Raw genomic sequence first — 22,193 nt, 5'->3', positions numbered from 1 at the left:
TCCAACGAAACCGCGACCCGGATCAGCGCGTGCAGGCCGGCTCGGGCGCGCAGTTTTTCTGTTCTTGCGAAAACAGATTCGAGAGCGCATCGAAGACCGGGCCGCGAACCTCCGGTGCTTCCATCAGGACCTCATGTTCGCCATCAGGAATTTCGATTAGTCGCCCTCTGGGCCAGTTGGCCATGCGGGCCCGAATCGCATGGCGATCCACGATTTGCTCATGACTGCCCAAATAAGTCAGACAATCCACGTCCGGGGCGGGTTGCTCCATCAAATATGCGCATTCGTTCAGCGCTTCGCGCAGCCAAAGGGTCGAGGGTGCGCCAAGTGCAAGCTCTGGGTGGGCCGCCAGTTGGTCTTTCATCATCTGATACATTGCCGGATCGCGGGTCAGCACATTCCCGTCAAACGGTTGCGTGGCCACATAGCTTTCCAGAGATGTCGTTGGCGGCGTTTTGGTGCCAAGGCCGAATTTGGGCCCCCAATAGGCCGTGACCCAACTCAGCGGCTTCATGATGGGGGTAAAATAAATGCCCCACATCGGCCCGGTAAAGGCACAGGCTGCAAAGCAATTGTTCTCCATCGCCGCGCGCAGACCAATCGCACCACCCATGGAATGCCCGATCACATACCACGGTTTGGGCAGATTGAGTTCCTCGGCCAGTTTCAGCGTTGCAGAAACGTCGCGCTGATAGTCCGTGAATTTATCGACATGTCCCACGCGCGGGTCGGGCAACAGCTTGTCCGCCAGCCCCTGACCCCGCCAGTCAATCGCCAGAAAGGCAAAGCCGCGCCCAACGAATTCGCCCGCCGCATTGCCGTATTTTTCAATGTATTCCGTCCGACCCGGAAACATCATCACAGTTCCGGTCGGTTTGTTTTCAGGTCGCCAGTGGCCGACGCGAATGCGTTTGCCGTCCGAGGTCTGAATCCAGTGCGCTGTTCCACCGGCGGGTCCGCCGGCCACGTCTTCGAAAAAAGGGGCCGGCGTCAAACTCATCAGGCCAGCACCGAGGCTAATTTCATGGCAATTCCCATATCGCCATCCACGCTGAGTTTACCGGACATGAATGCGCCGGTCGGGTTCATCTCGCCGCTGAGGATCTGTTCGAACGTATCCGCATCGGCGCTGAGGGTCACATCGGCTTCGTCGTCGCTGACGCGCGCGCCGTCACCATCCAGAACAATAGCGCCCAGATCGGCAATTGCGAACTTGGCGGAAGCATCAAAGCCGCCGCCTGCCAGTTTCTCGTTCAGTGCAGCTGCCGCTTTTTCAAGAATGTCACTCATGGTATTCCTCGTGTTGTTTCAGCGCCGTGATTGGACATCCTCAGGCGCTACGCTACAGTGAACTCTGTTATGAGCATTGAAAACACCAATCTCAAAGGTATCGTCGCGGCAATCGCGTTCATAGTCATGTTTTCCGGAAGTGGTACCGCGCAGGTGGCTGATTCCGGAAACGAAACAGACCTGCTCGAACAACTTTCGCAGGCCGACCCGGTTCAGGCCATTGGAATCGACAGGCAGCTCAAGGCGATCTGGGAACAGTCCGGTTCCGCTTCGGGCGATCTGTTGCTTGAGAGGGGGCGCGAAGCGCTGGAAAAAGGCGATGTTTACGCGGCGCTTGATCATCTGACAGCTCTTACCGATCACGCTCCGGACTTTGCCGAAGGATGGCACGCCCGGGCTTCGGCCCTGTTCGGGATGGAGCGGTTCGGGATGGCCGTAGCCGATCTGGAACACGCACTGACCCTGAATCCCAATCAGTATGACGCGATCTATGGGCTTGGTCTGATTTTCGAAGTGATCGACAAGCCCGAACAGGCGTATGAGGCCTATTCACGCGCTCTGGCTATACATCCCCATCACGAGGAAGTAACCAATGCCCTGAATCGGCTGAAGCCCCGGATCGAGGGCAAGGCACTCTAGCGCTCCGATGCCGGGGCAGGGGGCAAAGGTGAGCGGGTCATCCCGAATAGTGGCCGTTCTCGGCCCGACGAACACAGGCAAGACTCATTACGCAGTTGAGCGCATGCTGGGTTACCGGTCCGGCGTTATCGGCCTGCCGTTGCGCCTGCTGGCGCGCGAGGTCTACGACAAGATCGTCGCCATTCGCGGCCCATCGGTTGTCGCGCTGGTCACCGGCGAAGAGCGTATCGTGCCGCCCCGCACCCAATACTGGGTCTGTACCGTCGAAGCTATGCCCGAAGGAATGGGCGCGGATTTTGTGGCGATTGACGAAATCCAGCTCTGCGCCGATCCCGAACGCGGCCATGTTTTCACGGATCGCCTGCTGCGCGCTCGCGGAACGCACGAAACGCTGTTTCTGGGCGCGGATACCATGCGCGGTCCAATTGCCGCGCTTGTCCCCGAAGCGCAGTTCGTTCGCCGCGAGCGGATGTCTCAACTGGTCTATTCCGGTTCGAAAAAGATCAGCAGGATGCCGCCCCGCAGTGCGATCGTCGGGTTTTCCGTGGAAAACGTCTATGCAATCGCCGAACTGATCCGCCGTCAAAAGGGCGGTGCGGCGGTTGTCATGGGTGCGCTCAGCCCGCGGACCCGGAACGCGCAGGTGGCGCTTTATCAGAATGGCGAGGTCGATTACCTCGTGGCCACCGACGCCATCGGGATGGGCCTCAACCTCGATGTGAATCACGTGGCGTTTTCGGCGCTGTCCAAATTCGACGGGCGGCGAATGCGGCCCTTGGCCCCGAATGAACTGGCCCAGATCGCCGGCCGGGCAGGGCGGGGGATGTCGGACGGCACCTTTGGCGTGACGGGTGAAGCCCCGCCTTTGGACGAGGGTGTTGCGCAGGCCATTATGGACAGCCGATTTACGCCACTGAAAAAGCTGAATTGGCGGAATGCCGCCCTTCGGTTTGGCTCGGTCGATGCTCTGATCGACTCGCTTGAAGTCAGCCCAAGCGGCGAACACCTGACCAAGGCGCGCCCTGCCGACGACCTGAACGTCCTGAAATCCCTGTCGCAAGTGGCCGAGATTGCAGCGCGCGCAAGCGATGGTCCATCTATCCGCATGCTGTGGGATGTTTGCCGAATCCCCGATTTTCGCGATATCAGCCACGCCGAACATGCCAGCCTGCTTGAGGTGATCTATGGCCACCTTCACGAACGCGGCGCCATTCCCGCCGATTTCATGGCGCGGCAGATTCGCCGCATTGACCGAACGGATGGGGATATCGATGCATTGTCCAAAAGGTTGGCATATATTCGCACCTGGACATATGTTGCGCAACGAAACGGCTGGGTGCGTGACGAATCACATTGGCGCGCAGAAACCCGCGCTGTAGAAGACAGGGTGTCGGACGCGTTGCATGACCGTCTGACTCAAAGATTTGTGGACCGGCGCACGTCCGTTTTGTTGCGCCGGCTCAAACAGAAGGAGGCCCTTTTGGCCGAAGTAAATGACAAGGGTGAAGTGACTGTCGAAGGCGAATTCGTCGGTCGTCTGGAAGGGTTCCGGTTCATTCCGGACAAAAGCGCGCAAGGAGCCGAGGCGAAAGCCCTGAAATCGGCATCGATGCAGGCGCTGGCACCGCAATTCCATCTGCGTGCCGACCGCTTCTACAATGCGCCGGATACCGAAATAGATTTTACCGATCAGGGTGGCCTGATGTGGGGCGAATATGCTGTCGGCAAGCTTGTTGCCGGGGCTGAGCCGCTTAAGCCGCAGGTCGAAGTATTTGTGGATGAGGCCGCTGGCCCTGACGTCGAACAGAAGGTGCAGCGCCGTCTGCAGCACTTCATCGACCGCAAGGTGGCGGCATTGTTCGAGCCACTGCTGAACCTGTCCCGCGACGAGGAACTGTCCGGTCTGGCCAAAGGCTTTGCCTTCCGCATGGTCGAAGCACTGGGCGTTCTGCCACGCGCGGATGTAGCGCAAGAGGTCAAGGACCTTGATCAGGATGCTCGCGGTGCCCTGCGCAAACATGGGATCCGCTTTGGTCAGTTCACTATATTCATGCCCTTGCTGCTGAAGCCTGCGCCGACGCGCCTGCGTCTGGTGTTGTGGTCCCTGGCTGAAGGCCTGCAGGAATTTCCCGAAGCGCCGCCGCCGGGCCTTGTGACTGTTCCGACGGCCAAGGATGCGCCCAATGGATATGACACCAAATGCGGCTATCGCGCAGCAGGTGAGCGTTCGATCCGCATCGACATGCTAGAGCGTCTGGCCGACATGTTGCGCTCGGAAGACAGCCGTGGCGGGTTTGAAGCCAAGCCCGACATGCTTTCGATCACGGGCATGACACTCGAACAGTTCGCCGATCTGATGCAGGGGCTGGGCTATAAGGCCGAGAAGGGCGAGCGCGAGAAAGCCAAAGTCGCACCGGCGGAAAACGTAGTCAAAGACGAACAACCTGCCGCAGAAGCGCCCGAACAACCTGCCGTTGAAGAGGCGCCAGCGACCGAAGGCACTGCAGAAGAAACTTCGGCACCCGCCGAGGCGTCAGCCGAGGCCACTGAAAGCCCCGAGGCGGCGGCCGAGGCCCCGGTCGCGGAGCCGACAGCGGACGAGCCCGAGGTCGAAGTGTTCTATACCTTTACCTGGGGTCGCCAGCGTCAGGCCGACCGGGGACCGCGCCGCGAACAGCGTCAGGGTCAGCCCAAGGGCAAACCGCGTGGAAAACCGCAGGACGGTCGTGGCAAGCCGCACGGCAAGAAAGGTGGCAAGCCGCAACAGGGTGGCAAGACCTTTACTGCACGGCCGCCGAAAAAGGAAAAGGCGATTGACCCGGACAACCCGTTCGCTGCGGCGCTGATGGGGTTGAAGGAAGGTAACTGACCGACGATGGCCGAAGCACAGGCCAAACTGCGGATCGACAAATGGCTGTGGCAGGCGCGGTTCTTCAAGACCCGCAGCCTTGCCGCCAAACAGGTCAGCGGCGGTCATGTGCGGGTGAACGGAAACCGGGCCCTCAAACCGGCGCAAGCTGTCGGGCCCGGAGACGTACTGACGTTTTCTCAGGGGCGTGCCATTCGTGTCGTTCGGATCGAGGCGTTGGGCGAACGCCGCGGCCCGGCAACCGAGGCGCAAACGCTTTACGCCGATTTGTCGGAAAAGCGGGACAAACCTTTGGACAATCCCAAATTCGAGGGAAAAGGTCGCCCTTCCAAGAAGGATCGGCGCGCAATTGATCTTTCTCGCCGTTCCAACGAGTGATCCACCCTTGAAGCGGGGGCCACTCTGATTTAGCTAGTCGCCCAAACCTCAAGTGGATTCCGACCATGACCTACGTTGTCACCGATAACTGCATCGCCTGCAAATACACCGACTGTGTCGAAGTTTGTCCGGTCGACTGTTTCTATGAGGGCGAGAATGCGTTGGTCATTCACCCGGACGAGTGCATTGACTGTGGCGTGTGCGAACCGGAATGCCCAGCCGATGCGATCCGCCCCGATACTGAGCCTGGTATGGAACAGTGGGTCGAATTCAACCGCAAATTCGCCGAACAATGGCCGGTGATCGTAACCAAGAAAGATCCCTTGCCCGAGGCCGAAGAACGTGACGGTGAAGAAGGCAAACTGGACAAGTACTTCTCGGAAGCACCCGGCGAAGGCGGCTAAGCGATTCGTGCCGCAGGGCTTCCTGCCTGCCAGCGAAACATCGCGCGCAGCCCCTTGAAAACAGGACTTAGTGCCCGATTTATGCGGGGTTAGCTTTCAGGTGCCGCTTTTTTGTGGTATACTGGTTCTCAATATGATGACAGAAACTGGGATGCGCTCCGAAAGTATGCTCGCTTTGGGGTTTTAATTTTGTGACAATTACGCCGCCAGCCGGGGCTGTGAACGCTCCGCTTGTGGCTTTTTGTTGCTCGCAATCCGGTCTACAGCCAAGGATACACGTGAATGACCAAGTCGAAAAAGCTCGAATTCCGCCCCAACGACTATGTTGTCTACCCTGCGCATGGCGTGGGACAGATCGTTTCGATCGAGGAACAGGAAGTCGCAGGGTTCTCGCTCGAGCTGTTCGTGATCTCTTTTGAGAAGGACAAGATGACGCTTCGGGTTCCGACCAACAAGGTCACTGAATCCGGCTTGCGGTCCCTCAGTTCGCCGGACGTGATCAGCCAGGCGATGAAAACGCTCAAAGGCAAGGCAAAGGTCAAGCGGGCCATGTGGTCCCGCCGGGCGCAGGAATATGAGCAAAAGATCAATTCCGGCGACCTGATCTCGATCGCCGAAGTTGTTCGTGATCTGCACCGTACCGACGATCAGCGCGAACAAAGCTACTCTGAGCGTCAGCTGTACGAAGCAGCGCTGGAACGCCTGACCCGCGAAGTGGCGGCAGTTTCCGGTGGGGACGAGATCTTGGCCGCCAAGCAGGTGGACGAAGTTCTGATGTCGCGCGCAGCCTGACACTACACAATTGATGCATTAGGGCCGCCCCATTCGGGCGGCCTTTTTTGTTTCAAAAAGTTGCATCTGTTCCTGTTTTCCCACTTAAAATGGTGTGGAGGGCGGAGTGATAGATGGTGCGGCTAAAGCAACTGGTAAGATTTCTATATATCGGAACCGGAACGATACCAGTCTGGTTCCGATATTTCCTGATCCTGTTTGACGCGGTTACAATCGTGTTCTTTGTGGCAACCGCACACATAGATCACGGGCCACTCATTGTCGCGGCCAGCTGGGCAGTTGGCTTCCTTATTCTCCTGGATTTTTCGGCACGCCTGTGGATCGCAAGGAACAAGTGGCAGTTACTGCGGAAAATTTACACAATTGCCGACATCGTCGTTATCATTTCTCTTCTGCTCGATCCGTTTCTGACGGGCAATCTGGCTTTTCTTCGTATCCTCCGCGCCCTGCGCCTCATTCACTCATATCACCTGCTTAGGGATCTTCGCCGCGACAGCGTGTTTTTCCGCACTCACGAAGATGCGGTTATCGCGGCCATCAACCTGCTGGTTTTTGTGTTTGCAACAGCAACGGCGGTACTGGTTTATTTCATCCCGGAAACCAGCGAAACGCCTTACATCGATGCGCTTTATTTTACGATGGCGACGCTCACCACGACCGGTTTTGGCGATATTACCCTGCAAACGCCGTTCGGCAAGCTGTTCTCGGTCTTTATCATGGTCGTTGGCGTGGCCCTGTTCGTACGGCTGGCGCAGGCCATTTTCATGCCTCAGAAGGTGCGGCACAAGTGCGGGGGATGCGGGCTGTATCGGCACGATCCGGACGCGGTCCACTGCAAGCATTGTGGTGGGTTATTGAGGATCGAGACTGGAGGCGTCAGTTAAGCTGGGCGATCAACGCGACCAAAAAGGCGATTTCACTCATCTGCTGTGTCGCACCCAGAATGTCACCGGTCTGACCACCGATTTTCCTTTTGGCAATCGCGGCCAGAATGAACGCGGCCAGACCCGCGACCATCATAGGCACCAACGCCTGCGTGCCGATCGTCATTAGGCAGATCAATAAGGCCAGAAAAAGCCCCAGTGCTGCCGCCCGTGTCGGCGGGGTGCCGACCCGGTGGCTCAAGCCCGATCCTCGCGCATTTGGTAACGCGCACATAAGCGTGGGCATCAGTGCACGCGACCATGTGGCGGCGGCCACCAGGCCCCAAATCGCACCCGATCCAAATAGGGCGCCAACCGCGAGAACGCGCAGCAGCTGGGACAGGATCAGCGCCAGAACGCCGTAGGTCCCGATATGGCTGTCCTTCATGATTTCCAGTCGGCGCTCTTTGGTAAACCCGCCCCAGAGCCCGTCAGCAGTGTCGGCAAAGCCGTCTTCGTGCATTGCCCCGGTCGAGAGGATCAGGGTCGCCACAGCCAGCACGGCACAAATAGACGCCGGTATCTGGGCGGCGAGGCTTATCCAGCCAATAGCGCCAGCCAGAAGCCCAACCAGAAGCCCGGCAATAGGGAAGGCCCAGACTGCCTGTTGTTGCCGCGCGAATTTCTGCTCGGGCAATGCAGGCAGGGGCAGGCGTGTCAGCAGCACAAGCGCCACAGGGATGTCCCACGCAGAAATCAGGTGTGTGTCGTTTTTGATCACTCCCAGGCCTTTCAGGGTCTTGTGGCATCGAGTGCATTGGTTAAACACGCAGGACCACTCTGATGCAACGAGGCTTTACATGCTGCCCGATCTCAAAGACCTGAATTCCTTCCGTGATCTGCTCTCCAATGCGCCGGGGCCGGACAGTGCGGCGACACAAGGCGCAGAAGAGCGAAACGGACAACTGACCAAACCACCCGGAGCTTTGGGTCGGTTGGAGGATTTGGCGATCTGGTATGCGGGTTGGCGCGGGGATGCGCGGCCACAGGTCTCTGCGCCGCAGGTCATCGTGTTTGCAGGAAACCACGGTGTCACCGCGCAAGGCGTTTCTGCCTTTCCCGCAGAAGTGACGGAACAGATGGTTCTGAACTTTCAGCACGGCGGGGCCGCGATCAATCAGCTTGCCAAATCAGCGGGTGCCAAACTGGACGTGCATGCGCTTGAGCTGGACCGCCCCACCGCGGATTTCACACAAGCCCCCGCGATGAGCGAGGACGAGTTGCTGGAAGCGCTTCAGGCGGGCTGGAACGCGGTCGATGCCGGGTCCGACCTGTTGGTCGTCGGAGAGATGGGCATTGGCAACACCACACCTGCCGCCGCAATTGCTTGCGCGCTTTTTGGTGGGGACGCGGCGGACTGGACCGGGCGGGGAACCGGCGTTGATGACGCAGGTCTGACAAACAAGACCCGCGTTGTTGCCGAAGGTGTTGCGCTTCACGGCGGATCGAAGGACGGCCTTGAAATTCTGCGCTGTCTGGGCGGGCGCGAAATTGCAGCCATGGCCGGCGCAATTGCTGCGGCACGCGTGCTGCGCATTCCAGTAGTGCTGGATGGCTTTATCTGCTCAGCCGCAGCGGCCTGTCTGGCCCAATCCGCCAGCGGATCGCTGGATCACACCGTTGCTGGCCACCAAAGCGCTGAGGGCGCTCATGGCGCAATGCTTGAGAAACTGGGCAAGGCACCTTTGCTCAGTCTAGGCCTCCGTCTGGGCGAAGGCTCGGGCGCGGCGCTTGCCATCAATATCGTGAAATCGGCCGTCGCCTGCCACTCTGGTATGGCGACTTTTGCCGAGGCTGGCGTTTCAGACAACTGATCACAGCGCAGACCCGGGCAGGCGCCCGGGTCACGCCGACTTTTTGGCGTGCTCTTCAGCCAGTTCCAAAAGTGCGGTTTCCAGTTCCTTCTGCAACTGCTGCGCCCGATCAATATACTTCTTGTTCTCGGCGGTAGGCATGCCCGGTATCCACAACTCGGCCAGATCACGGACCGTATTTCGGTCATGATGATAAAACGTCTGCTCGGCCTGCGCGGCCTCGTACTCGCTCAGGCCAATGTTCTCAAGGACATAGCGTCCGGCGCGCAGTGAACTGTCGAACATCTCGCGCACGATGTCGTTTGCACCGGCCTGATACAATTCATAGACATGGTTGCGATCCCGCGCCCGCGCGATGATGTGCAGATCAGGGCGTTGACGGCGGGCATAGCCCACAAGCCGCGTGACCTGTTTGTAGTCGTCCATGGCGGCCACCAGAACCTCGGCCTTTTCCAGCCCTGCCGCACGCAGCAGCTCGGGCCGGGTCGGATCGCCCAGAAATCCCTTTACCCCGAAACGACGCATAAGCTGGATCGTCTCGATATCGTGATCCAGAACCACGGTTTTGAATCCGCTGGCCTGCACCAGCCGGTTCACGATCTGACCAAAGCGCCCAATACCAGCGATAATCACCGGCCCTTTCTCGTCGATCTGATCCGGTTCGGGTTCCGGGCTGGCATCCCCGATCCGCCGGGACACCATGTCAAAGATGATGAACAGCAGCGGCGTGATCAGCATCGTCAACGCGATGATCATCAGCAGTTTCTGCGACAGATCGGGCGGTATGACATTCTGCTGCGTGGAAAATGCCAGCAGGACGAAACCAAACTCACCTGCCTGCGCCAGCCCCAGCGTAAACAGCCAGTGATCCCGCCCGCGCAGTTTGAAGGCAAGGCCCACGAGGAACAGGATGATCCCTTTGGCCAGAATGACCAGCAGCGCCAGCCCAAGCAGGTCCAGAGGTTCACTGAAGAAATAGCCGACATTTATTCCGGCGCCGACAGTGATGAAGAACAGCCCCAGCAATAGCCCCTTGAACGGTTCAAGGTCGCTTTCCATTTCGTGGCGGAACTCGGAACTGGCCAGAACGACGCCGGCCAGAAAAGCTCCCAGCGCGGGTGACAGGCCAACAAGCATCATCAGGAACGAAATTCCCACGACGATCATTAGGGCCAGCGCGGTGTACATTTCCCGCAGGCGCGTGGCGTGGATGAAACGGAACAGAGGCCGCGTCAGGTACACACCCGCAAGCACGACAAACACCACTGCGCCAATTGTAACCAGCGTAACCGCCCAACCGGGCAGACCCTCGACCAGCGAAAGGGAATGGTGGGCGTCAACACCATGTGCCGCCCCCGAACCCCGGTCGATCGAACCATCGCTTTCAATGTGAAGCCCTGGGGAAATGGCCAGCAATGGCAGAAAGGCCAGAATGGGAATAACCGCGATATCCTGCGTCAGCAGTACCGAAAATGTGGCCCGCCCGCCGTTTGTCTGCATCAACCCCTTTTCAGACAGCGTCTGAAGAACGATTGCAGTCGAAGACAACGACAAAGTCAGGCCAACCGCCAGCGAGACTGACCACGGGTGATTGGCATAGAAGGCAACAGCGGCAATAGCGATTGTCGACATCGCGACCTGCAACCCGCCAAGCCCCAGCAGCTTGTCCCTCATATCCCATAAGGCGCGCGGCTCCAATTCCAGTCCGATGAGGAACAGCATCATGACAACGCCGAATTCCGCAACGTGCTGAAGGCTTTCGGTTTCAGCGCCGACAAGTCCAAACACCGGCCCGATGGCGATACCTGCTGCCAGGTATCCCAGAACCGACCCCAATCCCAAGCGCGCTGACAATGGTACCGCGATGACAGCGGCAGCCAGATATATCGAGGCCTGGTATAGGAATTCTTCCATGTCTGTCCTTTCTCGTCCCCGTCAGGTGGGCAGTGGAGCATCGCGTTTGAGTTGGTCCATGACGATCTGGCTTTGAACGCGTGCTACCGCAGGATGCGGCAGGATCACTTCGTGAAGCAAGCGGTTGAGCGCCGGAAGATCGTCGCAATAGACATGCAGCAGATAATCCGCCTCACCGGTCATGGTCCAGGCGCTTGTGATCTCGGGACGCAGGTCCACCATGCGCGCGAAACTGGCCGATTGATCGGGCCCGTGCGTACCAAGGTGAACCTGAACAAAGCCCTGTACCCGAAGCCCCAGCTTTTGCGGGTCCAACTTGGCGGCATATCCGGTGATAAGTCCGTCAGCTTCCAGTCTTTGACGTCTCCGACCCGCCTGACTGGGGGACAGGTGCAGCATCTCTCCCAACTGGTGCGAGGTCAAATGGGCGTTCTCTTGCAGCGCGGCCAGCAGGCGTGCGTCAGTTGCATCCAGCATGTGCGGCGATTCTCCAAAAATCCTGAACTTCGTGCGTACTTTCCGCATACACTGTTAGGTTACAGGAAAAGAACGCGCAGAAACAGCATCAGATAAAGCGTATTTTGGAATCAGCAAAGAAATTCCTGTTTCACGGAGATGCGCCATGGGTCCTTTCCCGCACAACGCCCCTAAATCCACTATCACTGACGAAAACCCGGCCGGTACTGACGGGTTCGAATTTGTCGAATTCGCGCATCCTGAACCACAGGAACTGCGCGACCTGTTCGCGAAAATGGGATTCGAACTTACCGCCAGGCACAAGAACAAGCCCTTGGTCGAGCTTTGGCAGCAAGGCGATGTCACCTATATTCTGAACGCCGATCCGGACAGTTTTGCGGCAAAATTCGTTGATGCTCATGGCCCTTGTGCACCGGCGATGGGCTGGCGTGTCGTTGACGCGCAGCAGGCCTACGAGCATGCGATCGCGAAAGGCGCGGAACCTTATGATGCCGCCGACAAGACCATGGATGTCCCGGCGATCAAAGGCATCGGCGGCTCTCTGCTCTATTTTGTGGACCAGTATCACGACACGTCGCCATACAACGAAGAGTTCGAGTGGCTGAAGCAATCCAAGCCGCGCGGCGACGGGTTCTACTACCTCGATCACCTGACCCACAATGTCTACAAAGGCAACATGGACAAGTGGTTCAAATTCTACGGCGACCTGTTCAACTTCAAGGAAATCCGCTTCTTTGACATTCAGGGTAAATTCACCGGCCTATTCAGCCGTGCATTGACATCGCCTTGTGGCCGCATCCGCATTCCGATCAACGAAGACCGCGGTGAAACCGGGCAGATCGTTTCCTACCTCAAGAAATACAAGGGCGAAGGCATTCAGCATATCGCGGTGGGGTCGGATGACATTTATGGCTCTACTGATGCCATCGCCGCGAAGGGGCTGAAATTCATGCCCGGTCCGAACGAAACCTACTACGACATGTCCTATGACCGTGTGCAGGGGCATGACGAACCGAAAGATCGCATGATGAAACACGGCATCCTGATCGATGGCGAAGGTGTGGTCGATGGGGGCGAGACGAAGATTCTGCTGCAGATCTTCTCGAAAACAGTAATTGGCCCGATCTTCTTCGAATTCATCCAGCGCAAGGGCGATGACGGTTTCGGCGAAGGCAACTTCAAGGCTCTGTTCGAATCCATCGAGCGCGAGCAGATCGAGTCGGGGGAAATACCAGCCGCCTGATTGGCCTGATTACTCAGTCGGTGTGCGGACATTAAGCTGTCTCAGGCTTACGTCCGCGCGCCTTTTGTCAGCCGTTGCCCCGGATCAGCTGTTCGGCATGGTCAAGGTCACGTTCCGGCTGCTTTTTTGATAGACCAACTGGCTGTCGCCGATTGCAAGTACCCGGCCACCGTCAAGACGGTCTCCGATTTTGACCTTTTTGTAGCGGCCGCTTGGAAGACGGATCAGCGCCCGCCGATTGGAAGGGGTTCCGTAGACCCCGATCAGATTGACGCGGCGCAGGTTGATGGCGTTGTCCAATGTGGCCTGACGCGCGACCGAAGCCGAGCTTGGTATTTTGGGCGAAACCGATTTGGGCGTGAAGGTACCGGCCTCAGTTCCGCCGCTTACTGCCGCTGTTGAGCCAAGCGACCCATCGCTGTTCGCTTTTGGCCGTTCAACCGCAGGCGCGGCGGTGACAGGCCGCAATTTCGGGCGGGGCACCAGCACAACGGCCAAAGCCGTTGGCGTTTCGTCGACCTGTGGTTCTACCTGCAGCGATTCCGGGCGCAACTTTGGGCGAACGCCAGCAAGTTCTTCAAGCGAGCGCCCGCCAAGTTGCTGCCGTTCAAAGCTTTCGACCAGATCATCGGGGCGCGGTGCCGGGCGAAGACCGGCAAGACGTTCCTGCGCTTCATCCACCACCGGCTCTTCTTCAAACCGAACTGGCACGTCCGGCGGGACACGGGCAGGTCTTCCCAGATACACGATCACCCCATCAGGATTGAGCGTGCCATCCTCGGTTGCGGTAACCAGACCCCGATCATCCAGTTCGAACTGGGTTCCGGCAGCAGTCGGCAGTCCGGCCTGCTCAACCGGAAAATCGGTGTCAAAACTTTGCGCGCCGGGCAGGGCAAGCGCATCTTGTGACAAATCAGATCGATCGATTGACGCGAGATATAGATCGTCCGCAGGTTCCAACGCCCTTTCCAGCAGAGCTTGCGGAGGTTCGGGCGATACGCCGGTAGCCTCCAGTTGCGCCTGTTCCGCCACAGGATCACGTTGCACCGTGTCAACGGGTGTCGGTTCGACCTCAAGTGCGTCCAGGATAGCCGTATCCGTTGTATTGGGGTCGACAGGTTGGTCTGGGTCCTTAGCCGTTTCAGGTGGGTCCTGCGGAACGTCGTCTGACGCGTTGCCAACATCGTTCTCAGGCTGGGCAGAATCGACAAACGCTGTCCGCGTTTCTGGCTGCGGTAACTCTGCCGCTTCATCCCCCTGCGGCCACAAGGCCCATCCGCCAATTACAATGCAGGCCAAAACGACCGATGCAGCCACAGGAGCCGTGATCCCGATACGGGATTTTTTGCGGCCCCGCGCGCCAAAGATTGTCAGGCGCTCTGTTTCATCCATTGCCCCCTTACCCACGTTCGGCAGGGCATTGAAATTTGCTGGGACAGCAGGTTCGGCAATCGGATGAACGGGGGTTGCAGGCGGCAAGTCCGCATCGCTTTCTACGACTGACTGCTTTTCTTCACTGTCTGCTTCGGCAGCTTCGGCTTCGGGCAGTGCATCTGTTTCTTCCTCGGTGTCGTCCAAAGTAGGACGGCGGCATGAGGAAAAGCTGGCCTCTTCAGAATCAGACGGCGGGTCCGCGGGCTCCGTATCCGGTTGTTCCTCCAAAGCAGCCTCGGCGGCGGGTTCTTCGACCTCGCTCTCCTCAGGTGCAGGATTTTCCGGTTCGGGCTCAATTGCGACGCTCACCTCGGGCGCTGGGCTTTCCGGTTCGGGTGCAACTGCGACGGTGATCTCAGGTGCTTCCTGAAAATCCGGTATCCGGGGGAACTCACCGTCCGCAGGTTCAGCCGAAAACAATACCGGCCTGAAACCGTGCTCGGTTGTAAAAGTTCCGGCCTCGGCCAGCGTCTCCTTGGCGACGGCGGCTACATAGGTCGTGGTCCCTGAGGCTTCAGTGTCATACGCAAGGTCCGACAATGCATAGGGCGTTGCCTCGCCAAGGACTTCCTCAATCCGCGCTATCCGCTCTGCGTCGTCAAGATCTTCTGTCTCAACCGTCAGATACCGGATTTGCGGATCAGGCAGCACAACCCTGCAACTCAGATCGTTTTCAAGGGCAAAGGCCTTTGCGCGCAGATCTTCGAACGCCGCCTTCAGATCAGGCGTGTCCAGCGAAACGGAACCAACACTGTACCATTCGCCGTCCGCATGGTGCAGCAGCGAAATTCCTTCAACGGAAAAAGACAGCGTAAAGGCAGGCTTCATAATCTGGCGGAACCGTAATTGTCAGTCTTGCGCAAACGCCCCGGCGTTCACGCGGCGAGATTAAAGCAGGATATCGCCGAGGGAAAGAAAAAGCCGAATTCTCCCCTTGTGCGGCGAAGGCTTGCCAACCCATCTATTAGGTACAACAACAGGAGAGATCACATTGAAGAACATTGCTTTTCTCGTGATGATGCTTGCCGTTACTGCAGCTGGAATGGCCAATGCGCAAGAACGTCGCATCATTGTTGACGGCACAGGCACGGCCGAGGCCGCACCGGACATGGCGACCATCACGCTTGGCGTCACAAACGAAAACACCGAGGCCGCCGCAGCCATGCAGGCAACCTCTGAGGCGGTTGCTCAGATTCTGTCCCGGCTGGAACAGGCAGGGCTTGAGGCGCGCGACATCCAGACCCGCGATTTGTCATTGTCGCCACTTTGGGGCGGGCGCGACATCCAGAACGGCGACCGTCAAAAGATTACGGGATTCGTCGCCTCGAACCGCGTATTTGTCCGGGTGCGGGACCTGTCCAATCTGGGGCCGATCCTCGACGCCGTGATCGAAGGGGGCGCAAATGACTTTGGCGGGCTGAGCTTCAGCGTTCAGGATCCCAAACCGCTTGCGGCCAAGGCGCGTGCAGACGCTGTCGCGGATGCTAGGGAAAAGGCTGGACAACTGGCGGAGGCTGCAGGGGTTGAGCTGGGCCAGGTCGTCTCGATCACCGTGGGTGGTGGCGGCCCGCGGCCGTTGATGCGCGTGGCCGAGTTTGCGGCCGCGGATGCGGGCGGCATTCCCGTCGCCGGAGGTGAGATTTCGGTTCAGGCGAACGTATCAATGGTATTCGAAATCGCCGAGTAACGCTCAATCCGTCTGGCGGGCCATCAGGGATTCACGTTGCTGGCCCGTCGCATCAAAATTGTCCGGTGAAAGCCAGGCTTCAAATGCGTCGCGTATGCGTGGCCAATCCGTGTCGATGATGGCGAACCATGCCGTATCCCGATTGCGTCCTTTGTAATGTGTCGCCTGCCGGAAAACGCCTTCGAATGTAAACCCAAGACGTTCGGCTGCCTGACGCGATGGGGCATTCAACGCGTCGCATTTCCATTCGTATCGGCGATAGCCCAGTTCATCGAACACACGCCGCATCATCAGATACATGGTTTCTGTCGAAGATGGCTTTCGCTGCAATAGCGGCGAAAAATGAATATGGCCGACTTCAATCGAGCCTGCTGATGGCTCAATCCGCAGATACGATGCAATGCCAACAGGGATTCCATCTGCATCAAGAACGGTATGAAACAACGGGTCCGGGCCTGTGCAACTCGCTTTCAGCCACTCGGCAAACGCGTTTTCCGAGTCAAATGGGCCGTACGGCAGGTAGGTCCAGTTCCGACCGTCCATATCCTGTGCAAACGCCCGGAACAGGCCGGGCGCGTGCAGGGTTTCGTCAAGCGGCACCACCGAACAGTACCGCCCCTGCATCGCACTGCGCGGGGGCAGGGGGCGCGGAAAGTCCCCCTTTACCGGCGCCCCGATAGGTTGGCCCAGATCGTTGATCTTATGTTCAGACATGATGCCGCTCACTTTGTGTCAGGTGCAGGCTTTGGCCAGAGCTTGATCCAGATCGGCGATCAGATCATCCGCATCCTCGATCCCGATAGAGACCCGAACCACATTCGGGCTGGCGCCTGCCGCCTCCTGCTGTTCCGCTGTCAGTTGCCGATGCGTGGTCGAAGCCGAATGGATGATCAGCGATCGCGCATCACCCAGGTTCGCCACATGGCTGAAAATCTCCAGCGCGTTCACCAGCTTCACACAGGCCTCGTACCCGCCTTTTATGGCAAAGGTGAACAGCGCACCCGCGCCCTTGGGATAATGCTGCTGCACCCGCTCATGATAAGGCGACGAAGGCAGGCCGGCATAGGTTACGTATTCCACGCGATCGTCGGCCTCCAGCCACGTTGCGATCTTCTCGGCGTTTTCCACATGGCGCTGCATCCGAAGGCTCAGCGTTTCAATGCCCATCAGGGTGTAATGCGCCGCCTGCGGGTTCATCGTCATGCCAAGGTCGCGCAGACCAACCGCAATGCTGTGGAAAGTAAAGGCCAGTGGCCCGAAGGTTTCGTGGAATTTCAGGCCGTGATAGGCAGGTTCCGCCGCGCTGAGTGACGGGAACTTGTCGCTGGCGGACCAGTCGAATTTACCCGAATCCACAATGCAACCGCCGGTCACGGTACCGTTGCCGGTCAGGTATTTTGTCGTCGAATGCACGACCAATGACGCACCTTGGTCGATGGGGCGGCAAAGGTATGGCGTGGCCGAGGTGTTGTCCACGATCAGCGGCACACCCGCCTCGTCCGCGACATCGGCCAATGCGCGGATGTCGGTGACATAGCCGCCGGGGTTGGCAATGGATTCGCAGAAAACGGCGCGGGTATTTTCGTCGATGGCGGCCTTGACGGCCTCAAGATCGTCGGTGTCCACAAACTTGGCCGACCAGCCAAAGCGTTTGATGGTCTGGCTGAACTGCGTGACCGTGCCGCCATACAGACGGGTCGAGGCGATCACGTTGCAACCCGGCCCCATCAGCGGGAACAGCGCCATGATCTGTGCCGCATGGCCTGATGAACAGCACACGGCCCCAACGCCGCCTTCCAGCGTTGCAACACGTTCCTGCAACACCGCCACTGTCGGGTTCGTCAGGCGTGAATAGATATAGCCCACTTCCTGCAGGTTAAACAGCGCCGCTGCGTGATCGGCATCGCGGAACACATATGCGGTGGTCTGGTAAATCGGTGTCTGCCGCGCGCCGGTCGCGGGATCAGGGCGCGCGCCCGCATGAATTTGCAGCGTGTCAAAGCCATAAGTAGGGCCATTGGACATTTCGAAAGTCTCCCTTTGGAATATGTTTGTCAAAATCTGTAGGGCATCAACCGCTTACACACAACGACATGGTCGCCGCACGTTGCCAAGGCCGGATCACCGCAGCCAAAGCCCGTTGGATTTGATCTTGTTTCGAATGACCTGCTCGCGCTGAGGCAGGTTCTCGCGGTCGAACAAGGCCCGGACCCGGGCCCCCTTGCCCTGAAAGACCAGTTTTTTCAGGGGCTCATAGTTCTTCAACACTTTTTTGAATTTGTTGGGGGCTGCAACCGTTTCCAGCACTTCGACAACCCGGTCGCTTTCCCGCGCATAAAGCAATGGGAACAACCGGTAGTGGCAGCTGACAGAACCATCAAGCAACCCACGGGGCAGGGCATCGCGCCCGCCACCGAATGAATGGATGACCAGGGGCAGGGCAACCTGGTCCAGCCATGGATCAAGACTTTGCGCGGTAAGTTCCGGCAGGTTCTCGTCGCGGATGGTCTTGGCGAACTGCAGGAAACGCTCTCCGAACCGGCGCGGGCAGGAATAAAAGAAGAAACCCGCGTTGAAATACAGATATCTCCGCCAGTAATCATGTGGCTGGCTGGTATCCAGAGAACTTTCGAAATCCAGATCGAACCGCTGGTACAGAGCGCGCCAGATGCCGTCATAACCGGGGCCGTAAAGGGTGGGTTTGGGCCACGTCCCCTCGACCTTCAGCGACGCGCCGGGGCGATCGAAATCAAACGGAACACTGGTCAGGTCGCCGGTGATCAGCGTATCGGTGTCAAAAAATACAAAGGGCTCCCCTTCGGGCAGGGCCAGCAGCGCCTCGATCTTGTTGCCGTATGGATAGCTTTCGCCAAATACATTGCTCTCGAACGGCAGAATTTCCGCGCCAAGCTGTTTCAGCGCCCTGAGGACATCTTCGTTCTGTATGCGAGGATCCTGTTTCCATTTCGGTCCAGGCTGCGGAACTGCGACAAACAGCTTTCCGTCAAAGCCGGGCGAATTGTGCCGCAGCGAAGCTGCGAACAATATGGCCTCGTATTGCAGACGATTGTTCTGACCAATAATGACGATGTTGAATTTGGGGTGGTCCGCCTGCTGCATTTTTCTCTTTCTCGACCAAACCGGGGTTCGACGTTTCTTTGTAAGGACCGGCCTACATCAAGCGGTGAATGCAGTCAAAATCTCTGCGCTGACCGGCAGCCACCGTTCAGTCAGGAACCCCACGTTTTCGTGAACCTGTTTGCAATTCGCGGGGCAGGGGCCAATTCTACGGAAACACTCTGATCAGGAGAACGCGGATGCTTATCAATGCTGACTTCACGAAACGAGTAGCGGTGCATTTCAACGAGGCCGATTGGGTTCAGTCCCCCGCAGCCGGGGTCGAACGCAAGATGCTGGACCGGATCGGCGACGAAGTGGCGCGCGCCACGACGATTGTGCGCTTTGCGCCCGGAAGCGCCTTTGCGGCCCACACCCATGACGGTGGCGAAGAATTTCTGGTTCTCGACGGTGTGTTTCAGGATGAAACCGGGGATTTCCCTGTTGGCAGTTATGTCCGCAACCCTCCGACAACCTCGCACACGCCTTCCGCGCAGGAAGGAGCGACCATTCTGGTGAAGCTTCATCAGTTTGACCCTGAGGACCGGACCGAGGTTCGCAAGTCAATCGGTCAGGGTCAGGAGACCCAGTTGTTCAAGGATCAGCGCGAGGATGTGCAGGTTCGCACCTGGGCCGCGGGTGAACAGGTTTCCCACGACCTGCCGGGCGGAGCCGAGATCTTTGTCGTTGACGGTAGTTTTGTCGAGTCGGGTGAAGAGTTCGGGGGATGGGACTGGCTGCGCCTGCCGCCCGGATCATCGTTGAATGCCTCCGCCGGACCTGAGGGCGCCAGAGTCTGGATGAAACTGGATCATCTGAAAGAAATGGTCTGATTTCCTCAGACCTGCATAAATTTCTAGCAATAATCCGCCAAATCCGGGTCTCGCGGCCCGGATTTTGCATTTTTTGACCATTTGGCAAATTTTACCAATTGATAAAATTTTTGTTTGTGGCAAGCTGGGGTCATAACAAACATATCTACAGGGAGTAGAGTGATGGCACAGGGCCAGATGGCTCCCGGCGTCGTGGCCGGGCGGCTTTCCAGCGATGAGCTGACCTCGAATTTCGCGGATCTGCATCCGCCATTTGCGCCGCACGAGGCGGCAGTGGCTGCTGATCGGTGTTATTTCTGCTATGACGCGCCATGTGTCACGGCGTGTCCGACGGACATCGATATTCCGGTGTTCATCCGACAGATTCAGGCGGGACAGCCCGAAGCGGCGGGCAAGACCATTCTGGATCAGAACATCTTGGGCGGCATGTGCGCCCGGGTCTGTCCTACGGAAACGCTCTGCGAGGAAGCCTGCGTTCGCGAAACCGCCGAAGGCAAACCGGTCGAGATTGGCCGGCTTCAGCGATTTGCAACCGATAGCGTGATGACAGCGGGCGAACACCCGTTTGACCGCGCAGCCCCTACCGGCAAAACAGTTGCGGTTGTCGGGGCAGGGCCGGCGGGTTTGGCCTGTGCGCACCGTTTGGCGATGTTTGGCCATGATGTGGTTATCCACGAATCCCGGCCGAAACCCGGCGGGCTGAACGAATACGGCATTGCCGCCTACAAGGCGACGAACAACTTTGCCCAGGCCGAGGTCGATTGGCTGCTGCAGATCGGCGGCATCGCGATCGAAACCGGGTCATCGCTTGGCGATACGATTTCTTTGGACGGGCTGCAGGATGCGTATGACGCGGTGTTTTTGTCCATCGGTCTGGCAGGCGTAAATGCGCTGCGTGCCGAAGGAGCGGACAAGGACGGCGTGCATCACGCGGTTGATTTCATTGCCGAAGTGCGGCAGGCGGACGATCTGGCAAACCTGCCGGTAGGGCGCAATGTCGTGATCATCGGCGGTGGCATGACTGCGGTGGACGCAGCAGTGAAATCGAAGCTTTTGGGCGCGGAAAACGTAACCATCGCCTATCGCCGCGACCGCGACGCAATGGGTGCCAGCCGCTATGAACAGGATCTCGCCGCAGCCAATGGCGTCAAGATCATGTGCAACGTGCAACCCGTTGCAGTTCACGGCAACGGCACTGCGGCTGAGATCGAGCTGGAGTATACCGCAACCGTCGACGGCAAGCTGTCGGGAACCGGCGAAACCACGCGGGTGCGCGCCGATCAGGTTCTCAAGGCTATCGGCCAGACCCTGGAGGGCGCGCCGGACGGTCTGACGCTGGACGGCAACAAGATCGCTGTAACCGGGCCGGGGCGAACCTCGATGGATGGCGTCTGGGCCGGTGGCGATTGCGCGTCAGGCGGTGACGACCTGACCGTGACAGCCGTCGCTGAAGGGCGGGATGCTGCAATGGACATCCATGCGACGCTGATTTCGTGATAGATTGGGGTATTCCACCCCATTTTTGTCGCTGAGGTATTGCAAATGTCCACGATCGAAAACGCAGTTGCGCGCCACTATTCGACCGGTGCCCTGACCCAAAGAGTAAGAGAGGCGCTGCAAGCCAGCGGCGTCGATCCCGATGCCGCCACGGCGGCTGATCTGAAGGCCGGGGATGAATTCCACACCGGCGGCGTTGCTGCGACGGACCACCTGTTCGCGCAACTGTCGCCAAATCACGCCACCCGTGTGCTGGACGTGGGGTGCGGGATCGGCGGTACATCGCGATATGTCGCGGACCACTACGATTCGACGGTAACCGGCATCGATCTGACTCCGGAATTTGTGGAAACCGCCACGGAGTTGAGTGATCTGGTCGGGCTGGGTCACAAAACGACGTTTCTGGTCGGCAGCGCATTGGATATGCCGGTGCCGGATTTCGGTTTCGATCTGGCTGTCATGCTGCATGTCGGCATGAACATCCAAGACAAGGCAGGGCTGTTTGCCGAGGTTGCAAGGGTGCTTGCCACTGGGGGGACCTTTGCGGTGTTCGATGTGATGGGCGGCAGCGTTGACGAGGCGCTGAAGTTTCCGTTGCCTTGGTCAACTGCCCCGGAAACGTCCTTTGTTGACGCGCCTGACACCTACAAGAACGCGGCAGCTGCGGCAGGGCTGGATCTGATCGCGGAAACCGACCGGACCGAATTCGCAACCGCATTCTTCGAAGAGGCCTTTGCCCGCATTGCCGAAAGCGGCCCCCCGCCTTTGGGGATTCACTTGATGATGGGTGAAACCGCACCGGAAAAGTTCGGCAACTACGTCGAGAACATACACGCCGGGCGCATTCGCCCGACAGAGATGATATTCAGGAAATCCGGCTGA

Annotated in this window: 21 protein-coding genes; 12 read left to right on the top strand and 9 right to left on the bottom strand. The window is 58.5% G+C overall.

From position 1 onward, the window contains the following. Nucleotides 1-22: 22 nt before the first annotated feature. Together ACR0NW_RS01970 and ACR0NW_RS01965 are read right to left on the bottom strand one after the other, a co-directional pair. The gene (locus tag ACR0NW_RS01970; RefSeq protein ID WP_480449124.1) at nt 23-1,000 is read right to left on the bottom strand and encodes an alpha/beta hydrolase; all 978 of its coding nucleotides are present in this window, start codon (nt 998-1,000) and stop codon (nt 23-25) included. Further along, nucleotides 1,000-1,290: an SCP2 sterol-binding domain-containing protein gene (locus ACR0NW_RS01965; RefSeq protein ID WP_170650446.1), complete on the bottom strand. Its 291-nt coding sequence runs from the start codon at nt 1,288-1,290 to the stop codon at nt 1,000-1,002. Before ACR0NW_RS01965 ends, ACR0NW_RS01970 begins: the two co-directional genes overlap by 1 nt. Nucleotides 1,291-1,359: 69 nt before the next feature. On the opposite strand from ACR0NW_RS01965, the gene ACR0NW_RS01960 reads away from it, so the two are divergent. The 6 genes from ACR0NW_RS01960 (at nt 1,360) to ACR0NW_RS01935 (ending at nt 7,256) form a co-directional block, all read left to right on the top strand. Beyond that, nucleotides 1,360-1,929, top strand: coding sequence for a tetratricopeptide repeat protein (locus tag ACR0NW_RS01960; RefSeq protein ID WP_170650444.1), 570 nt, complete (start codon nt 1,360-1,362; stop codon nt 1,927-1,929). 28 nt (nt 1,930-1,957) lie between these two features. After that, nucleotides 1,958-4,798, top strand: coding sequence for a helicase-related protein (locus ACR0NW_RS01955; protein WP_480449126.1), 2,841 nt, complete (start codon nt 1,958-1,960; stop codon nt 4,796-4,798). Between the two features lie 6 nt (nt 4,799-4,804). After that, a complete protein-coding gene (locus ACR0NW_RS01950) occupies nt 4,805-5,176 on the top strand; it encodes an RNA-binding S4 domain-containing protein (protein ID WP_170650441.1) in 372 nt (123 codons plus the stop codon). 65 nt (nt 5,177-5,241) lie between these two features. Then, entirely contained in the window at nt 5,242-5,580 is a 339-nt protein-coding gene (fdxA, locus tag ACR0NW_RS01945) for a ferredoxin FdxA (RefSeq protein WP_170650439.1), read from the top strand. A 282-nt stretch (nt 5,581-5,862) separates the two neighbouring features. After that, nucleotides 5,863-6,372, top strand: coding sequence for a CarD family transcriptional regulator (locus ACR0NW_RS01940; protein WP_170650436.1), 510 nt, complete (start codon nt 5,863-5,865; stop codon nt 6,370-6,372). A 113-nt stretch (nt 6,373-6,485) separates the two neighbouring features. Continuing rightward, nucleotides 6,486-7,256: a potassium channel family protein gene (locus tag ACR0NW_RS01935; protein ID WP_480449127.1), complete on the top strand. Its 771-nt coding sequence runs from the start codon at nt 6,486-6,488 to the stop codon at nt 7,254-7,256. Here ACR0NW_RS01935 and cobS read toward each other — a convergent pair. Next, nucleotides 7,249-8,016, bottom strand: a complete 768-nt coding sequence (gene cobS / locus ACR0NW_RS01930; RefSeq protein ID WP_480449128.1) for an adenosylcobinamide-GDP ribazoletransferase — start codon at nt 8,014-8,016, stop codon at nt 7,249-7,251. The two genes, ACR0NW_RS01935 and cobS, sit on opposite strands and share 8 nt — an antisense overlap. 79 nt (nt 8,017-8,095) lie before the next feature. Here cobS and cobT point away from each other — a divergent pair, with 79 nt between their 5' ends. Further along, the gene (gene cobT / locus ACR0NW_RS01925; protein WP_480449129.1) at nt 8,096-9,109 is read left to right on the top strand and encodes a nicotinate-nucleotide--dimethylbenzimidazole phosphoribosyltransferase; all 1,014 of its coding nucleotides are present in this window, start codon (nt 8,096-8,098) and stop codon (nt 9,107-9,109) included. Between the two features lie 30 nt (nt 9,110-9,139). On the opposite strand, the gene ACR0NW_RS01920 is transcribed toward cobT, so the two are convergent. Together ACR0NW_RS01920 and ACR0NW_RS01915 are read right to left on the bottom strand one after the other, a co-directional pair. After that, nucleotides 9,140-11,023 (bottom strand): monovalent cation:proton antiporter-2 (CPA2) family protein, encoded by a 1,884-nt coding sequence (locus ACR0NW_RS01920; protein WP_480449130.1) that lies wholly within the window; start codon nt 11,021-11,023, stop codon nt 9,140-9,142. A gap of 21 nt (nt 11,024-11,044) precedes the next feature. Next, complete coding sequence (locus ACR0NW_RS01915; protein WP_170650416.1) at nt 11,045-11,500, bottom strand: Lrp/AsnC family transcriptional regulator; 456 nt, start codon at nt 11,498-11,500, stop codon at nt 11,045-11,047. Between the two features lie 145 nt (nt 11,501-11,645). Here ACR0NW_RS01915 and hppD point away from each other — a divergent pair, with 145 nt between their 5' ends. Next, on the top strand, nt 11,646-12,743 hold the full coding sequence (hppD, locus tag ACR0NW_RS01910) for a 4-hydroxyphenylpyruvate dioxygenase (RefSeq protein ID WP_480449131.1): 1,098 nt from the start codon (nt 11,646-11,648) through the stop codon (nt 12,741-12,743). Between the two features lie 84 nt (nt 12,744-12,827). Here the strand turns inward: hppD and ACR0NW_RS01905 are convergent, their stop codons facing one another. Next, nucleotides 12,828-15,005: a hypothetical protein gene (locus tag ACR0NW_RS01905; protein ID WP_480449132.1), complete on the bottom strand. Its 2,178-nt coding sequence runs from the start codon at nt 15,003-15,005 to the stop codon at nt 12,828-12,830. A gap of 163 nt (nt 15,006-15,168) precedes the next feature. Here ACR0NW_RS01905 and ACR0NW_RS01900 point away from each other — a divergent pair, with 163 nt between their 5' ends. Then, nucleotides 15,169-15,864, top strand: coding sequence for an SIMPL domain-containing protein (locus ACR0NW_RS01900; RefSeq protein ID WP_480449133.1), 696 nt, complete (start codon nt 15,169-15,171; stop codon nt 15,862-15,864). A gap of 3 nt (nt 15,865-15,867) precedes the next feature. Here ACR0NW_RS01900 and ACR0NW_RS01895 read toward each other — a convergent pair whose 3' ends face one another. The 3 genes from ACR0NW_RS01895 to ACR0NW_RS01885 form a co-directional block, all read right to left on the bottom strand. After that, nucleotides 15,868-16,578: a GNAT family N-acetyltransferase gene (locus ACR0NW_RS01895; RefSeq protein WP_480449135.1), complete on the bottom strand. Its 711-nt coding sequence runs from the start codon at nt 16,576-16,578 to the stop codon at nt 15,868-15,870. Nucleotides 16,579-16,596: 18 nt separating this feature from the next. Further along, nucleotides 16,597-17,889 carry an O-acetylhomoserine aminocarboxypropyltransferase/cysteine synthase family protein gene (locus ACR0NW_RS01890; RefSeq protein ID WP_480449136.1) on the bottom strand — a complete coding sequence of 431 codons (1,293 nt, stop codon included), beginning with the start codon at nt 17,887-17,889 and terminating at the stop codon, nt 16,597-16,599. A gap of 96 nt (nt 17,890-17,985) precedes the next feature. Next, complete coding sequence (locus ACR0NW_RS01885; protein WP_480449137.1) at nt 17,986-18,984, bottom strand: hypothetical protein; 999 nt, start codon at nt 18,982-18,984, stop codon at nt 17,986-17,988. Between the two features lie 197 nt (nt 18,985-19,181). Here ACR0NW_RS01885 and ACR0NW_RS01880 point away from each other — a divergent pair, with 197 nt between their 5' ends. The 3 genes from ACR0NW_RS01880 to ACR0NW_RS01870 all read left to right on the top strand — a co-directional run bounded on the left by ACR0NW_RS01880 (nt 19,182) and on the right by ACR0NW_RS01870 (nt 22,193). Next, the gene (locus tag ACR0NW_RS01880) at nt 19,182-19,814 is read left to right on the top strand and encodes a cupin domain-containing protein (protein WP_480449139.1); all 633 of its coding nucleotides are present in this window, start codon (nt 19,182-19,184) and stop codon (nt 19,812-19,814) included. Between the two features lie 162 nt (nt 19,815-19,976). Then, complete coding sequence (locus tag ACR0NW_RS01875; RefSeq protein WP_480449141.1) at nt 19,977-21,311, top strand: NAD(P)-dependent oxidoreductase; 1,335 nt, start codon at nt 19,977-19,979, stop codon at nt 21,309-21,311. 45 nt (nt 21,312-21,356) lie between these two features. Next, the gene (locus tag ACR0NW_RS01870) at nt 21,357-22,193 is read left to right on the top strand and encodes a methyltransferase domain-containing protein (RefSeq protein ID WP_480449143.1); all 837 of its coding nucleotides are present in this window, start codon (nt 21,357-21,359) and stop codon (nt 22,191-22,193) included.

This window comes from Ruegeria sp. CF5 (genome assembly GCF_056537325.1).
The sequence above is the reverse complement of the archived record's forward strand: the minus strand, read 5'-3'. Positions and strand labels throughout refer to the sequence as shown.

Excerpts from the sequence above, each read along its gene's own strand:
- ACR0NW_RS01970 (WP_480449124.1), bottom strand. The coding sequence starts at position 1,000 with ATGAGTTTGACGCCGGCCCCTTTTTTCGAAGACGTGGCCGGCGGACCC.
- ACR0NW_RS01965 (WP_170650446.1), bottom strand. The coding sequence starts at position 1,290 with ATGAGTGACATTCTTGAAAAAGCGGCAGCTGCACTGAACGAGAAACTG.
- ACR0NW_RS01960 (WP_170650444.1), top strand. The coding sequence starts at position 1,360 with ATGAGCATTGAAAACACCAATCTCAAAGGTATCGTCGCGGCAATCGCG.
- ACR0NW_RS01950 (WP_170650441.1), top strand. The coding sequence starts at position 4,805 with ATGGCCGAAGCACAGGCCAAACTGCGGATCGACAAATGGCTGTGGCAG.
- fdxA (WP_170650439.1), top strand. The coding sequence starts at position 5,242 with ATGACCTACGTTGTCACCGATAACTGCATCGCCTGCAAATACACCGAC.
- ACR0NW_RS01940 (WP_170650436.1), top strand. The coding sequence starts at position 5,863 with ATGACCAAGTCGAAAAAGCTCGAATTCCGCCCCAACGACTATGTTGTC.
- ACR0NW_RS01935 (WP_480449127.1), top strand. The coding sequence starts at position 6,486 with ATGGTGCGGCTAAAGCAACTGGTAAGATTTCTATATATCGGAACCGGA.
- cobT (WP_480449129.1), top strand. The coding sequence starts at position 8,096 with ATGCTGCCCGATCTCAAAGACCTGAATTCCTTCCGTGATCTGCTCTCC.
- ACR0NW_RS01920 (WP_480449130.1), bottom strand. The coding sequence starts at position 11,023 with ATGGAAGAATTCCTATACCAGGCCTCGATATATCTGGCTGCCGCTGTC.
- ACR0NW_RS01915 (WP_170650416.1), bottom strand. The coding sequence starts at position 11,500 with ATGCTGGATGCAACTGACGCACGCCTGCTGGCCGCGCTGCAAGAGAAC.
- hppD (WP_480449131.1), top strand. The coding sequence starts at position 11,646 with ATGGGTCCTTTCCCGCACAACGCCCCTAAATCCACTATCACTGACGAA.
- ACR0NW_RS01905 (WP_480449132.1), bottom strand. The coding sequence starts at position 15,005 with ATGAAGCCTGCCTTTACGCTGTCTTTTTCCGTTGAAGGAATTTCGCTG.
- ACR0NW_RS01895 (WP_480449135.1), bottom strand. The coding sequence starts at position 16,578 with ATGTCTGAACATAAGATCAACGATCTGGGCCAACCTATCGGGGCGCCG.
- ACR0NW_RS01890 (WP_480449136.1), bottom strand. The coding sequence starts at position 17,889 with ATGTCCAATGGCCCTACTTATGGCTTTGACACGCTGCAAATTCATGCG.
- ACR0NW_RS01885 (WP_480449137.1), bottom strand. The coding sequence starts at position 18,984 with ATGCAGCAGGCGGACCACCCCAAATTCAACATCGTCATTATTGGTCAG.
- ACR0NW_RS01880 (WP_480449139.1), top strand. The coding sequence starts at position 19,182 with ATGCTTATCAATGCTGACTTCACGAAACGAGTAGCGGTGCATTTCAAC.
- ACR0NW_RS01875 (WP_480449141.1), top strand. The coding sequence starts at position 19,977 with ATGGCACAGGGCCAGATGGCTCCCGGCGTCGTGGCCGGGCGGCTTTCC.
- ACR0NW_RS01870 (WP_480449143.1), top strand. The coding sequence starts at position 21,357 with ATGTCCACGATCGAAAACGCAGTTGCGCGCCACTATTCGACCGGTGCC.